The sequence below is a fragment of the uncultured Nonlabens sp. genome (genome assembly GCF_947495285.1).
Taxonomy (GTDB): Bacteria; Bacteroidota; Bacteroidia; order Flavobacteriales; family Flavobacteriaceae; genus Nonlabens.
In genome coordinates this window covers 49,048-65,229 of the sequence record NZ_CANLXZ010000002.1, presented here as the reverse complement: position 1 = coordinate 65,229, position 16,182 = coordinate 49,048, and the positions used below count along the sequence as shown (strand labels likewise).

Annotated in this window: 12 protein-coding genes; 7 read left to right on the top strand and 5 right to left on the bottom strand. The window is 35.6% G+C overall.

Going from position 1 to position 16,182, the window contains the following annotated elements:
* Positions 1 to 51 precede the first annotated feature (51 nt).
* Positions 52 to 3,003: a S8 family serine peptidase gene (locus tag Q0838_RS01130; RefSeq protein WP_298950343.1), complete on the bottom strand. Its 2,952-nt coding sequence runs from the start codon at positions 3,001 to 3,003 to the stop codon at positions 52 to 54.
* 271 nt (positions 3,004 to 3,274) lie between these two features.
* Here Q0838_RS01130 and purH point away from each other — a divergent pair, with 271 nt between their 5' ends.
* The 7 genes from purH (at position 3,275) to Q0838_RS01095 (ending at position 12,052) form a co-directional block, all read left to right on the top strand.
* Positions 3,275 to 4,822, top strand: coding sequence for a bifunctional phosphoribosylaminoimidazolecarboxamide formyltransferase/IMP cyclohydrolase (gene purH, locus Q0838_RS01125; RefSeq protein WP_298950341.1), 1,548 nt, complete (start codon positions 3,275 to 3,277; stop codon positions 4,820 to 4,822).
* A 54-nt stretch (positions 4,823 to 4,876) separates the two neighbouring features.
* Positions 4,877 to 5,911 (top strand): rod shape-determining protein, encoded by a 1,035-nt coding sequence (locus tag Q0838_RS01120; RefSeq protein WP_298950339.1) that lies wholly within the window; start codon positions 4,877 to 4,879, stop codon positions 5,909 to 5,911.
* Between the two features lie 34 nt (positions 5,912 to 5,945).
* Positions 5,946 to 6,773, top strand: a complete 828-nt coding sequence (mreC, locus tag Q0838_RS01115) for a rod shape-determining protein MreC (protein WP_298950337.1) — start codon at positions 5,946 to 5,948, stop codon at positions 6,771 to 6,773.
* A 498-nt stretch (positions 6,774 to 7,271) separates the two neighbouring features.
* A complete protein-coding gene (gene mrdA / locus Q0838_RS01110) occupies positions 7,272 to 9,218 on the top strand; it encodes a penicillin-binding protein 2 (protein WP_298950335.1) in 1,947 nt (648 codons plus the stop codon).
* A gap of 1 nt (position 9,219) precedes the next feature.
* A complete protein-coding gene (gene rodA / locus Q0838_RS01105) occupies positions 9,220 to 10,497 on the top strand; it encodes a rod shape-determining protein RodA (RefSeq protein WP_298950333.1) in 1,278 nt (425 codons plus the stop codon).
* Positions 10,498 to 10,519: 22 nt separating this feature from the next.
* Positions 10,520 to 11,347, top strand: coding sequence for a hypothetical protein (locus Q0838_RS01100; protein WP_298950331.1), 828 nt, complete (start codon positions 10,520 to 10,522; stop codon positions 11,345 to 11,347).
* A 51-nt stretch (positions 11,348 to 11,398) separates the two neighbouring features.
* Positions 11,399 to 12,052, top strand: a complete 654-nt coding sequence (locus Q0838_RS01095) for a class I SAM-dependent methyltransferase (protein ID WP_298950329.1) — start codon at positions 11,399 to 11,401, stop codon at positions 12,050 to 12,052.
* Here Q0838_RS01095 and Q0838_RS01090 read toward each other — a convergent pair.
* The 4 genes from Q0838_RS01090 to Q0838_RS01075 form a co-directional block, all read right to left on the bottom strand.
* On the bottom strand, positions 12,035 to 12,607 hold the full coding sequence (locus Q0838_RS01090; protein WP_298950327.1) for a phosphatase PAP2 family protein: 573 nt from the start codon (positions 12,605 to 12,607) through the stop codon (positions 12,035 to 12,037). The two genes, Q0838_RS01095 and Q0838_RS01090, sit on opposite strands and share 18 nt — an antisense overlap.
* Positions 12,608 to 12,883, bottom strand: a complete 276-nt coding sequence (locus Q0838_RS01085) for a twin-arginine translocase TatA/TatE family subunit (RefSeq protein WP_211289264.1) — start codon at positions 12,881 to 12,883, stop codon at positions 12,608 to 12,610.
* A gap of 42 nt (positions 12,884 to 12,925) precedes the next feature.
* Complete coding sequence (locus tag Q0838_RS01080; RefSeq protein ID WP_298950321.1) at positions 12,926 to 13,744, bottom strand: hypothetical protein; 819 nt, start codon at positions 13,742 to 13,744, stop codon at positions 12,926 to 12,928.
* Positions 13,745 to 13,827: 83 nt separating this feature from the next.
* The gene (locus Q0838_RS01075) at positions 13,828 to 16,125 is read right to left on the bottom strand and encodes a M1 family metallopeptidase (RefSeq protein ID WP_298950319.1); all 2,298 of its coding nucleotides are present in this window, start codon (positions 16,123 to 16,125) and stop codon (positions 13,828 to 13,830) included.
* Positions 16,126 to 16,182: the final 57 nt, after the last annotated feature.

Below are 16,182 nucleotides of genomic sequence, written 5' to 3'. Positions count from 1 at the left end.
AATGCGATCCTTTTCAGGATCGCATTTTTTGTATAAAATAATCTCAGATTATTATTTATTGATAATTATCTTTTCAACGGTTGAAGAAGTACCTTGTTGTACTTGTAATAAGTACAAACCATTAGTTAAGTTTTGTACATCTATCGTTTCATTTAAATTACCTCCTAGATTCTTAACATCTCTAGTTAATACTCTTCTACCATTAAGATCAGAGATAGTAATTAAAGCATCACCACTATTAGTATTATTTGCAGTACTTACAGTGAACACACCATTAGATGGATTAGGATACACAGTAAAATCAAGTTCTTCAATAGAGTCATTACTTAGAGTCTGTGGTTCTTCACAAAAAGTGATACTCCATGCATTAAGGGAACCCAAATCTGCAGGTCCACGATCTGCTACACTAAGTGTCCAGTCTCCGTTAATAGACTCTCCATTAAAATCTGACAGGTTACCTACTGGCTGGATAATGCCTGTATAACCAGATAAACCTGTTGAAGAATCACAAGTAAACGGACCACCATTATCGTCAAAGGTGACTAATAAATCATCTAACTCACATGCAGAAGGAAGTGCTAATAATACTGAAGTACCTGCAGGAGATGTTAATGCTATTAGTAAATCACCAGAGTATTCATGCGTACTTCTAATAAATACTGAAACCTTACCTATATTAACGTTGTTTGCTCTATTGATATTTAAAACGCTTGTAATTCCTGCTTCGTTATCATCAGGTATAGCTATTGGAGCAGGCACTGATGCATTTATCTGTTCACAATCAAATGTGGTAAATGATCTTGTAACAAAGGTTCCCTGACCACAATCGTTAATAGGCATTACTCTCCAATAATAAGTTACAGATGGGAATAATACCGAAGGATCGACTCTTAATGTAGATTGATCCACAACACGATCAAGAATAGTTCTACGGAAAGTAGGACTAGTTGATATTTGAATTTGGTACTGTTGTGCATTAAGCTCATCATCCCATTCTAAAATTGCCGAGGTATCGATGGTGCTAGCCTGATCTGCTGGGAATACGAGATTAACTGTACTAAAAGCATCACTCATTATCCTTAACGTTAAATCAATACTCCTAGATCTAGTTGGAGTAACAGCATTAACCGTTAGATCATAAGTTCCTACTTGTGCAGCTTCTAAATTAGATAAATCTAGAGATAAACTTCCATTACTTGTAAAACTAGAATTACTAAAACTTGCATTTATACCTGAAGGAAGATTTTCAAGACTAAGAGTTGCCGTCTCATCAAAACTTGGGTCTGCTAAAAAGTCTATAGGAAAGCTAGTTATTTGATCATTACAAACTTCGACAATAGGATTAACTGAACTTAATGCATAAACATTATTCAGGCCAGTAACAATGAGACTAAATTTTTGACTTCCTCCAACTAAGGAACCCTTATGTGTAACTGTTATTACATATTCCCCTGTAGCGTTAGGAACCTCAACTCTTTCCACATTATCCACAACGTTATCTCCTGTAGAATTAGAGTTAGCCCCTGTTAATTTCCATGGCTCAAAAACAATATCATTTTGTGAAATTCTAACATCTAAATCATTAATTAATGCTGGGGTGGCATCATTTGCTCCTTCCAGATTAACATTTCCAGCAACATCAGTCCATGAAATAGAGGCCATTAACGTAGATATATCATCAGATTTTACAGTAAAAGTATACGTTTGTCCTTGTTGTAATTCTTCTTCTATAATGTTTGCTCTTAATTTATTTCCACTAATTACATTTGCAGCTTCCATCGTATTCATCATTCCCCAACCCCATATTGGATCAGGACCTTCGATACCTACATCATCTGCAGTATGTAGAGTCAGACCTTTTAAAGTAGCAGCCCTCATAAAACCTCCATTAAGGTCTTTATAATGTTGCTGTAATAACAGCATGGATCCTGTTACATTAGGAGCCGACATCGAAGTACCTGAGATAGAATTATAGTCACTATTAGACCCATCATAAGTAGAAAGTAATTGAGTACCATTTCCTGTAATATCTGGCTTTACTCTTAAATCATCTGTAGGCCCCTGGCTACTGCTGGTATTAATAAAAACAGAACTTAATGAACCGTCTGCATTGATCACTGCATCTTGTGCGTTTGCAACAACCATTACATTCTTTGCAACTGAATTAAATGAGAGCTTATCTAAATTAGCAATACCTTCTAATGGAAGTCCATTTGAAGTATTATCACCACCATCATTACCTGCTGAGAAAACAGGCAAATAATAAGGAGCATCAAATGCTATTTGATCTAAATTTCTGGAGTCTGTGATGTATTTTCCAAATAATTGATCATCGATAGCATTTGCTCTAACACCATAAGAATGATTACTAAGCAAAGCACCATTAGACGCAGCAATTGCCATTTCAGTAAAATCATTACTCCAATCATAAGTGATAACATCTGCTTGAGGCGCCATTCCTCTAGCTGCAGCATTAACTCCAGATGCGGCTATAGTACCAGAAACATGTGTTGCATGGAAACTATTAGCATTTAAAACTGTAACATTATCTCCTATTTGAGCACGACGAACTGGCTGGTCGTTAAACTCATTATGAGTAGTAAGAACTGCGCCACCATCCCATACATACGCTGTCATATCCTGTCCTTCTACATTTAACCCAAGAGAGCCACCGCTATGTAATCTATTTGCACGTGTGCTAGTTGCAGCGTCCACGTTATGTAATGTATAATAAACAGGAGAACCATTTTCTGCGATTCTCATTAATTGTTGAAAAGAACCATCTTTAGGGTTCTCAACAATCATCGGTACATTATTAGCCTTTGAATACTCTAAAGCTTTCTCTAGATCGATGGTATTTTTTTGATCTAATTCGCTTATTAATTTATAAAGGCTTTCCTGATTATTGTTTTTGATAATTTCAGCTTTTTCTTCCTTAGTTTGTGACACACACAAAGATGACACTAATAAGGACGTAGCTAAAAACAAGTTGAATTTTTTCATAATGTCTTATTATATACTGCAAAAATATGGAAACATTATCTCTATTTCTGTGATAAACAAATTTTTATTCTGTGACATTTAAAACTATTCCATAGATTACACAAAAAAATAATTTTTATCACTAAATATAACCCATCATGTCTTAACAGACTTTAAAATAACATTTAATTATTGAGAATACTTTATAAAAAAAATCAATTAACACGATCTTTAAATCCATAAAACATTCTAAAGAATTACTTTTGCAATTACCCACAAATAACCCAATAAAATGAGTCAAATTACTGCAAAAAGCGCCCTTATTTCTGTATTTAATAAAGACGGCTTAGGTCCTATTGTTCAAAAAATGAACGAATTAGGAATCACCATCTATTCCACTGGTGGAACAGATAAATTTATCAAAGACCTAGGAATAGATGTTGTTCCTGTGGAAGATGTTACTTCCTACCCATCCATTTTAGGTGGTCGAGTAAAAACATTACACCCTAAAGTTTTTGGAGGTATTTTAAATAGACGTGACCATGAAGGTGATGTAGCACAGTTAGAAGAATATGACATACCGCAAATCGATATGGTCATCGTAGATTTATATCCATTTGAAAAAACCGTGGCAAGCGGTGCTGCACAACAAGATATTATTGAAAAAATAGACATAGGTGGTATTTCTCTAATACGCGCTGGCGCAAAGAACTTCAAAGACACCCTTTGTGTAGGTACCGTAGATGACTATTCAAAACTACTAGAAGTTCTAGAAACAGGAAACGGTGTTACTACCATCGAACAGCGTAAAGAGTTTGCCGCGAGCTGTTTTAACGTTTCATCACACTATGACAGTGCGATCTACAATTACTTTTCTAGTGACTCACAAAAAAAGGCATTAAAATTAAGTGAGCAACACGTTATGCCATTACGTTATGGGGAAAATCCACACCAGCGTGGATGGTTCTATGGAAACTTTGACGAGATGTTTATAAAACGTCACGGTAAAGAACTTTCTTACAATAACCTACTAGATGTAGACGCTGCAGTAAATTTAATTAGTGAATTTGAGCATGACGAACCTACCTTTGGTGTATTTAAACATAACAATGCATGTGGTGTTGCACAACGTGAGACAATACTTGAGGCATATGTAGATGCACTTGCTGGAGATCCAGTATCAGCTTTTGGCGGTGTTTTAATTTCTAATGTAGAGATTGATGCTGCAACGGCTACAGAAATTCACAAATTATTCTGTGAAGTTGTGATTGCTCCATCTTTTACTAGTGAAGCACTAGAGATCTTAAAAGGTAAGAAAAATAGAATCTTATTAGAACTTGTTAATGGTGCGCTTTCGCGAAAGCGAGATACCAACAAACTAGAGGTGCGCGGTTCATTAAACGGCTACCTAGTGCAAGATCCTAATCTAAAAACAGATCAAAAAGAGGATTTAAAGACAGCAACTACTGTTGCTCCTACCGACGCTCAAATAGAAGACTTACTATTTGCTTCTAAATTATGTAAACATACTAAGTCTAACACTATTGTGCTTGCAAAGAACAAACAACTATGCGCAAGTGGTACAGGACAAACATCAAGAGTTGACGCATTAAACCAGGCTATCCATAAAGCAAAGTCCTTTAAATTTGATCTAGAAGGATCTGTAATGGCTAGCGATGCGTTTTTCCCTTTTCCAGACTGTGTAGAAATAGCTGATAATGCTGGGATTAATGCAGTGATACAACCAGGCGGATCAATAAAAGACCAACTTTCTATAGATTATTGCAATAAAAATAACATTGCAATGGTTTTCACAGGTACGAGGCATTTTAAACACTAGATTTGTAGTAGCTTTGCAAAGCCCTTATTATTAACGTTTTTCCACACATCATTTATGGGATTTTTTGATTTTCTTACAGAGGATATTGCCATCGACCTAGGAACGGCAAATACACTTATAGTACACAACGGTAAAGTAGTTGTAGACAGCCCGTCTATAGTAGCTAGAGACAGAACCACAGGTAAGATTATTGCCGTAGGTAAAGAAGCTGCGATGATGCAAGGGAAAACACATGAAAACATAAAAACAATTAGACCTCTTAAGGATGGTGTAATTGCAGATTTTGATGCAAGTGAAAAAATGATCTCTATGTTTATAAAAGAGATTCCTGCCTTGAAGAAGAAGTGGTTTACCCCTTCTCTACGTATGGTAATTTGTATCCCTTCTGGAATTACAGAAGTAGAGATGAGAGCTGTAAAAGATAGTGCAGAAAGGGTTAATGGTAAAGAAGTATACTTAATACACGAGCCTATGGCAGCTGCCATAGGTATAGGTGTAGATATTATGCAACCTAAAGGAAACATGATTGTAGATATAGGTGGTGGTACCACTGAAATCGCGGTTATAGCTCTAGGGGGAATCGTGTGTGATAAATCAGTAAAAATTGCAGGTGATGTTTTTACTAACGACATCGTTTATTACATGCGTACACAACATAATCTATATGTAGGAGAACGCACAGCAGAAAAAATTAAAATACAAATAGGAGCAGCCACTGAAGATCTTGAGGTGCCACCAGAAGAAATGAGTGTTCAAGGACGCGACCTTTTAACTGGTAAACCTAAGGAGGTTAAAATAGGATATAGGGAGATAGCTAAAGCACTAGACAAATCCATTCTACGTGTAGAAGATGCCGTTATGGAAACTCTATCCCAAACACCTCCAGAACTAGCAGCAGATATTTACAACACCGGTATTTACCTAGCTGGAGGTGGTTCTATGTTGCGCGGTCTTGATAAACGTCTGTCACAAAAAACAGACCTACCTGTTTACATTGCCGAAGATCCTTTGAGAGCAGTAGTACGTGGTACTGGCCTTACTCTTAAGAATCTAGACAAGTACAAAAGCGTACTAGCAAATAAGTACTAAAACAACTGTATTCTAAACATATAGAAGTAATCGCATGCAACAAATTATCAATTTTCTGATCAAGTACAGAAACTTGTTGTTGTATCTATTTTTAATGGTTATTGCACTCAGTTTTACTATACAGAGTCATGATTATCACCGTAATACAACAATTCACTCTACAGGGTACTTAGTCGGCAATATTCTAAGTAGAAAAACTAGCATATATGACTATTTTGATCTAGATGATCAAAATAAAAAACTAAGCACTGAAAATGCTATGTTAAGAATGAAACTGTTAGAAATAAGTGACACCTTACTAGGTGAAGAATCTACGTTTTTATTCAGTGATGATGTTCCTTATAAAGTTTTTCCTGCACGAGTAATTAAAAATGATTTTTATAAATCTGATAATTTTATCACTATAGACATAGGTAGCAATCAAGGTATTGAAGCTGACATGGGTGTTATATGTCCTACCGGTATAGTAGGTGTTGTAGATAGAAGTAGTGACCAATTTTCTAGAGTAATTTCAATCTTAAATTCACAAATTTCTTTAAACGCTCAGATTAAAGGAACAGCAACTATAGGATCGTTAAAATGGGATGGAAAAAATCCATATACCATGAGTTTAGAAGATGTTCCTAGACTTGCCAAAGTGAATAAAGGTGATACTATTATTACAGGCAGACAATCCACAACATTTCCACCTGATATTTTAATAGGTATTGTTAAAGATGCAGAGTTGTCTAAAAATGGCTCGAGGTATAAAATAAATGTAGAGTTATTTAATGATATGACTAATCTAGATTATGTCAATGTCATTAAGAATAGAGATAAGACCGCTTTACATATAATAGATACACTAGGCACTAATGAATAGTACACTTTTAAATAACGTGCTTCGCTTTGTAGGATTACTAATTTTGCAAATATTTCTATTGGATCAAATTAATTTTTTGGGATACATAAATCCCATGATCTATTTACTTTTCATTATTTTATATCCGGTAGACAACAATAGATGGTCGTTTATGTTCATGGCGTTTGCGATTGGGCTCATTCTTGATACTTTTCAAAATACAGGAGGCGCACATGCTGCGGCCAGTCTAACATTAGCTTTTACAAGACCTGTATGGTTAAAACTTGTTTATGGTGAAAGTTACCTAATGAAAAATCTTAAAATAATAAGAACTCCTATAGACCGATTAATACTATTATTAGTATTATCCGTTATCATCCATCATATAATTTTCTTCAGTCTTGTAATTTTTAACACTTCTCAAATACTCTATACATTGAAGCTCACGTTGAGTGTAAGTATTGCAACCATTGTTATAGCAAGCTTATTTTTAATACTATTTAAACCAAAAGGCAAATCATGAAAAAGTTACTGCTTTTTTCTATTGTCACCCTAGTCGGACTGACCTTTATAGGTAGAATGATTTATCTACAAGTCATAATCTCTGACGAGCTTAAACTAGAAGCAGAAAATAATTCTGTCAAAACGGTTTATGATTACCCAGAACGAGGCTTTATTTTTGATCGCAATGGAAAGCTTATGGTTGCAAATCAAGTGGCTTATGATGTTATGGTTATACCAAAAGAAACCGGAGATTTTGATATAAGCAAACTTGCAGGCTTACTTAAAATAGACGAGGCAAGATTAAAAAAAAAAATAAAAACAGCTCGAACCTGGTCTACAAAACAAGCAAGTGTTATTGTACCACAACTTACACAAGAGGAGTACGCTCCCTTACAAGAACATCTTAGAAAATTTCCTGGATTCTACATTCAAAGGCGCTCTTTACGCAAATATCAAGTAGATCATAGTGCAAGTGTTTTGGGTTATATAAGGGAAGTTAATCAAGGAAAAATTGATAGAGACGACTACTATGTACAAGGAGATCTTGCCGGTAAAAGCGGTATAGAACTTCAATATGAAGAAGAATTAAGAGGAGTAAAAGGATATAAGAAATTCACTAGAGATCATTACGGCCGTGCTAGAGAACCTTACAAACAAGGCTCGCATGATCTAGCACCTGTTGCTGGAAAAGATCTTACCGTAACACTAGACAAAGAGCTGCAAAAATATGCAGAAATGCTCATGAAAAATAAGCGTGGTGGTATAGTGGCCATAGAACCTAAAACAGGTGAGATACTATCACTAGTTACTGCCCCTAATTATGATCCCAGCTTACTTATGGGTCGCAATCGTTCTAAAAACATAAATGCCATACTTAGAGACACTGTCAGGTTACCAGATGTTAATCGAGTCTTACAAGGTCAGTATGCGCCTGGCTCACCTTTTAAGGTAATTAATGCTTTAATCGGTCTACAAGAAGGTATTGTTACACCACAAGAACGTTTTAGATGCAATCATGGATATGATTATGGAGGTAGAAAAAAAATGGCATGTCATTCACACGCAAGTCCACTAGCTATGAGTAAAGGTATAGCCGAAAGTTGTAACGCTTATTTTGCTCAAGTCTACAGAAGAATCATTGAAAAAGGAGCAACCTCTTCTCAAGGTATGGATACCTGGCACGATCACGTGACCAGCTTTGGACTAGGTAATTACTTAGGCTACGACTTACCGGTAGGCCAGCCAGGTAGAATACCAGATGGTGAATATTACACCTCTAGGTACAAATACAAATGGTATGCTCCTACTACTATTTCAAATGCTATAGGTCAAGGTGAAGTAGCTGTAACACCTATACAACTAGCAAACATGACCGCTGCTATTGCAAATAGAGGATACTTCTACACACCACATATCATTAAAAAAATAAATGGAACTCCTATAGATAACCCAAAATACACTAAAAAAAACTTTACAACCATAGAGGCAAGACATTTTGAGCCTGTGATAGAGGGAATGAATGAAGTATATAATTCGGGAACAGCAAAATACGTAAAGATTCCAGGAATAGAGATTTGTGGTAAAACTGGTACCGTAGAAAATTTTGCTAAAGTAAACGGAGTTCGCAAACAGCAAACGGACCACTCCGTTTTTATCGCGTTTGCGCCTAAGGAGGACCCTAAAATTGCTATCGCAGTATTTATAGAAAATGGGTATTGGGGATCTAGATATGCTGCAAAAATAGCTAGTCTTCTTATAGAAAAACACATAAAAGGAGAAATTACCAGAACAGATCTAGAGGACTATCTCATGTCACACAGCCTGGAATATGAATACGCAAAAAAATTAGGGACACAACCATACAAAATCAATGTTGCCATAGATCAAGGTCTTATTACCGATGAGAAAGAACAAAAACTACACCGACTTATAGACAGTCTTAACCTTAAAATATTAAATTAAAATGGGTATAGGTGATAAGCCCAAATATGATATAGCTGCCATATTAATCTATACGGTATTAGTTATTATAGGACTTTTAAGCATTTACAGTGCTGCCCCAGTCTTAGAATATACATCTATTACTGATATTAATCAGGTATATGGAAAACAGTTTATGTTTATAGGAGTTTGTGCGCTGCTCATAATCATCATATTATCGATAGAGGTTAAGTTCTATGAACAGTTTGCAGGACTTATTTATGTAGTATCTATGATATCACTAGCAGGTTTATATGTTTTGGGTAAAGAAGTAAATGGCGCTGTATCCTGGTATCCTCTCGGACCATTTACTTTACAACCCAGTGAGTTTGCAAAGTTTGCGACTGCACTAGCTGTAGCAAAATTCTTAAATCAACTCAACGTATCATTAAAAAACGTTAGGGATTTCATGATAGTATCTGCCATTATAGCTATTCCTGCCCTACTCATCATTCCACAACCAGACCCTGGTAGCGCCTTAATTTACAGTGCATTTTTCTTTGCTTTACATCGTGAAGGTCTATCCTTGTGGTATCTTAGTTTAGGAATAATTGCTTTGGCTCTATTCCTAGCAGCCTTAGTTATCGATCTATGGTGGATCATTATAATAATAGTAGTGGTAGTAGGTATTATATATTTGCTTTCGCGAAAGCGTAAACACAACAAACGTCTTCCCAAACCAAGAATATATCTCTACGTAATTGCCACATTCATATGCATTATTTACACCTTATCTACTAGTTACATATTTAACAACGTACTAAAAGACAGACACAGAAACCGTATCGATATAGTATTAGGTAGAGTACAAGATGATGCTGGAATAGGTTACAACATTAACCAGAGCATGATTGCTATAGGAAATGGCGGCTGGCAAGGTAAATCACTAGAAGAAGCAACACAAACTAGAGGCGGCTATGTACCAGAGCAGCACACAGATTTCGTTTTTAGTGCCATAGGAGAGGTTTCTGGTTTATTAGGTACATCTATTACCATTTTACTGTTTATGTTCTTAATCTATCGCATAATCATCATGGCAGAGAGACAGCGCAATCAGTTTGCTCGTATTTATGGTTATGGAGTCGCAGGAATATTTTTCCTTCACTTTTTTGTAAACATAGGTATGGTAATAGGCTTATTACCTACTGTAGGGATTCCTTTGCCATTTATGAGTTATGGTGGTAGTGGACTCATGGGCTTCACCATATTATTATTTATCTTTATAAAACTAGATGCCCATAGAATGAGCTATGATCATTAATACATCATAAAGACCAGCTTTTTTGAAATACTTAAAAATCCTTTTACACCTATGTATTGTTATCGTTCTTACATTAATAACTCAAGTAGGTGGCTTGATTTGGATTGCGGTTTTTGGATACTTTAAATACAGAAAATCACTTTGGAATAAGAGAAAACGACTACTTAGTTTCTCGATAATATATTTGCTATGCGTGTTTTTCATAGTACCTATTATAGCACCACTTAATAACAGAAGAGCATTACCTGTATTTAACGATCATATTGCACCTCATAATTTAGGTTATGTATTTTTGTGTCGCAATTATGTACATGACGACCTCTACTATTTTATGGACTTTCATTCTGAGAGTTATTATTTAGGTATATCTGGGCAAAAAATGATTTATTTAGATGCTGGCTTCCCTTTTATAGATGGTTTTCCTTTATTACCACATTTAAGTCATAACGACGGCCGTAAAATAGACATCGCATTTGCCTATCAAACTAGTAAAGGTGAGTCTACAGCATCTAACCCTTCACTAATCGGTTACGGCGTTTTTACCGAACCATTAAACAAGGCAGTTACCCAAGCACAAAAATGCAAAGACGCTGGCTACTGGCAGTATGATTATGCTGAGTATTTAGGTTATAATACAGATGAAGATCTAGAAATAGATGGAGATGTAACAAAGCACATGATTATAGACCTGATGGACATGTTACCACCAGAAAAGATTTTTATAGAACCCCACTTAATACCTAGACTAGAACTAGATCAAATTAAGCCATACATGAAAGACATCCTAAGATACCACGGTTGCCATGCCGTAAGACATGATGATCATATTCATATTCAAATATCAAAATAGGCCTAATCATTACATTCTTAGTTCGTAATTTTACATTTATAAATTATACCCATGTTTTTCTTACCTAAAGATCTAGATAACTACATCGTCTCACACTCTGAAGATGAACCACAAATTCTACAAGATCTTGCGAGAGAAACCTATCAAAAAGTATTGCAACCTATCATGCTTTCTGGACCTTATCAAGGCCGCGTTCTAAGTATGATTTCTCATTTAAAAACACCCCAACGTGTTCTTGAGATAGGCACTTTTACTGGCTACTCTGCATTATGCATTGCTGAGGGTATGCCTAATAATAGCGAGCTTATCACCATAGATATTAATGAAGAACTAGAAGACCTTGCTGCTGGATATTTTGCACGCTTTCGCAAAAGCGGAACCAACAACATCTCTATAAATCAAAAAATAGGGAATGCGATAGAAATAATACCACAATTAGAAGGGACTTTTGATTTGATATTTATCGATGCAGATAAACCTAATTACGTCAATTACTTTCACCAGATTATGGAAAAGGTACATTCTGGTAGTTTAATCATATCAGATAATGTTTTATGGCATGGTAAGGTAGTAGAAGATGTAAATAGCAAGGACAAATCTACTCCTGTCTTATTAGAATATAATAACTTGTTGAAGGAAGACCCTAGATTACAAACTGTGCTTCTATCTGTTAGAGACGGTCTTACTTTAAGCCGTGTGTTGTAATCTAATAACCATCTTATAAAAGATAAGACAGGACGACCAGCCTAGTAATAAACCTACTAGCATTCCTACAGCAATATCTGCCGGATAATGAACACCTACAAAGATTCTAGAAAACGCAAAGGTTATGGGCCAGATGTAAAATAGGTAAATCCATTTACCCATGCGCGTAGATTGCAATGCTAAAACAACAAATGTGGTTACAGCAAAACTTACTGCACTATGACCAGACCAGAAACTAAAGTTACCTGGCTTTAATAATATCTGTATGCTATCCATGAGCACAGGCTCATTATTAGGACGCAATCGTTCTACTCCATTCTTAACCAGATTAGTCAGGCTTAAAGTTATAAACACTACTAGTGGAACTGCTGCCATGGCAATAAAACCGACAGGTTTTTTAAAACTTTTAAAAAGTAAATAAAAGAAGAAAATATAGAGTAAAAACCAATTTTCTATGTGAGTAACAAATAACCAAAAGCTTTTAAATTTACCTATAGCAAGTCCATTAATCCATCTAAAAATATCCTGATCTACCTCTACAATAGATTCCCACATCTAGAACTTGCGTTTAATAGATCCAGAGTCTTCTATTTGATCTTTTACTTGCTCGATCTGTTTAGTGATTTCTTTTACGTCTTTTGTAAAACCGTGCTCGTCTGCACTTTTTGTAATTTCATTCTTAATGTCGTCAGTAGCGTTGCGTACCGTCTTCATAGCCTTACCTAAGCCGCGAGCAATTTCTGGCAACTTATCAGAACCGAAAACCAATATCACTACGAGGCCTACGATCATAAGCTCTGGTGTACTGATAAATAGTGGAATCATTTTCATAATGCAAATATACGGTAGGACTATTTTGAATTACGTTAAGAATTATAGATAATTAAACGTCTCAAATGTTGTTGTACTTACCCCTGATTCTGTTTTCACGACTTCTCGAGAGCTAGGAAACTGATCTTCACGCAACGTATAGATATAAGAAAGAGAATTTTCTAATCTAAAACCGCTAGATGCTGCAATAAAATTTTCTCTAGTAACAGGCAAGTATCTCGTGTATGATACAAAATCTGGAAATATAAGTAGTCTCAAGACATCATTCATGTCCCTAAACGGATTATTATTAAACTCATAGGTAAACTGACTATAAGAGATGATTGCTGCATTGTTTACCGCAAGACTATTGAGCCTATCTACATTAAAGTTTGCATTATAAGAATACCTTAAATCTTCTGTTTGAGTAGAAATACCAGAAACGTCTGTAACTGTGGTTAGGACTCTATTAATTCTATTTTGGATATCGGTAAATAATTGCTTTGTTACATGATCTCCTCTAATATCTGTAAAGTTTATGAAAATAAAATCTGCATCATAAGTAAAATTATAAACCACCGTATTTACATCTACTTTAGTAATAGTTTCTAGTCTATTATTAGAAGCATACTCAATGTTATAAGACATATTTGTGGTTCCAGTAAATAATATTTCACTAATCAAGGCATCGTTATTATAAACAATGTCTATATTTTGAATCACATTATTAAAAGTCCCTTGGGCTATTTGTATAGAACTTAATTCCATAAGGTTTACAATAGGATCTACAGCAGTTGCCACTTCTCCTCGTTGGTCTAGTGATGGGTCATCACAAGAGATCATTAATAAAACACAAATAGTTATTAGCTGGAATAATTTCATACCGTAAAGATATTTGATATTAAACAAAAAAAACCAGATTCATTGTGAATCTGGTTTTTAAAGTTGTTTTAAAAAAAGAAATCTTATTTCTTCATCTGGTCAAATTTGCTTACTTGAGCCGCAGCTGGCCATGTGTTATTAGATGTATCAACGTCTGCAGTTTCTAGTTTAGGATCTATTACTATTTTAACTATCTCCTTAGTAGTAGCTTTACTTAAGCCTACTTCTTTATCATTAAATCTCCAGATTTCTGCTGGGTGCGTTACTGTTTCAGAGGTACCGTCTGCATACGTATACTCAATAATGATAGGCATTACTAGCCCACCTGGTTTTTCTACTTTAATTTCATAGAAAAACTTAGGAGATTTCATTGCTGCTCTTTCACTAGCAGTAAAGTTATCCATTAAATAGGTTTTTAGTTCACCCACTACCTCAGCAGGTTCTTGACCTTTAAGAGATTCTTTATAATCTTCACTACCTTCTTTTACCATGTAAACTAAAGCAGGTATTCTATCTTCAGATATGTTTCTTTGAGCCATAAGATCTTTAATAGCTTGATTTTTCTCGCTAGAAACAAAATATTTATCTACAGAGGCAATACCCATGTCATTAAATTGAGTCGTATAGAACCATCCTCTCCAAAACCAGTCTAGATCCATAGCACTTGCATCTTCCATAGTACGGAAGAAATCTTCTGGTGTTGGATGTTTAAACATCCATCTTTGAGAATATGTACGGAAAGAGTAATCAAATAACTCACGTCCCATCACTGTCTCTCTCAATATATTAAGTGCTGTACCTGGCTTACCATAAGCATTAGAACCGAACTGATAAGTATTTAAACCCTTACTCATAATAGGTGCAATGTATCGCTGGTCGCCAGCCATGTAAGGAACTATTTTTGCTGCTGGCCCACGTCTAGATGGATAAGCATCGAGGCCTTCTATAGAAGCTGGGTAATTCTCTCCCATGTCTTGCTCTGCTACATACTGTACAAAGGTGTTTAAACCTTCGTCCATCCAGGTCCACTGACGCTCATCAGAGTTTACGATCATAGGGAAATAGTTATGACCTACTTCATGAATAATAACAGATATCATACCGAATTTTACACGGTCAGAATAGTTACCATCTTCATCTGGACGTCCATAATTCCAGCAGATCATAGGGTATTCCATACCTTGATTCTTTGCATGTACAGAGATTGCTTTGTGATATGGGTAGTCAAAGGTCATTCTAGAATAAGACTTTAAAGTCTGTGCAACAGCCTTAGTAGACCACTGTTCCCATAAAGGATTACCTTCTGGTGGGTAGATAGAAACAGCCATGATGTCTTTTCCTCCTACTTTTACCGCCATAGCATCTGCTACATAACGACGTGAAGAAGTCCAACCAAAATCGCGAACATAGTCTGCTTTAAGTTTCCATGTTTTAGTAGACTTAGAACCTGGCATCATAGCAAGCTTTTCAGCCTCTTGTTGTGTTCTAATAACCACAGGGTTTTCAAAAGATTTTTGTGCTTGCTCATAACGTGCAAGTTCAGTCTTAGAATAAACCTCTTTACGGTTAGTTAATTTACCTGTTCCATCTAGCCAGTGATCAGCTGGTACAGTTATGTTTACTTCAAAGGTACCGAAAGGCAAAGCAAACTCATCACGACCATAGAACTGGCTGTTTTGCCATCCTTCTACATCATTATAAACTGCCATTCTTGGGTAGAATTGTGCAATAACATATGCTCTATGACCGTCAGGAAATTGCTCATAACCACTACGTCCACGACCATTTACGTGATCGTTAATGTTATAATCCCATTCTATATCAAATTCAAACTTTTTACCAGTTTTTAATTTTGATGGTAACTCAACACGCATCATTGTGTTGTTAATCATATATTTTAATGGGTTACCGCTTTTATCAAGAACCTTTAAAATATTAAATCCTCCATCAAAAGGCTCAGAAAGATACTCGCCAGTAAACCCACTAGGTTGCATATACGGCTGTACACCACCACCTTCTATAAGAGGAGTTTTTGAATCTTTTGAACGCATGTTTTGATCCAACTGTACCCATAAATAATCTAACACATCTGGAGAATTGTTAGTGTAGGTAATCGTTTCATAACCGTAAATGTGGTGATTCTCATCATCTAATCTTATATCCATATCATAATCAGCACGTTGCTGATAATACTGCGGTCCTGGAGCACCACTCGCGCTACGGTATTGATTAGGTGTAGAAAATTCCTGATACAACTGTCGGAATTTGTTGATGTTAGCATGTTCTTCAGCCTTAGGCTCATCCTTTGCTTCTTTCTCTTGTGCAAAAGAACCATAAGAAACAAGCATCATACTGATAAACAATAGTTTAATAGCTTTCATGTGTTTGATTTAAATTTAAGATTTGCTAAATTAACAATTAAGAATAATTTAAAGAGC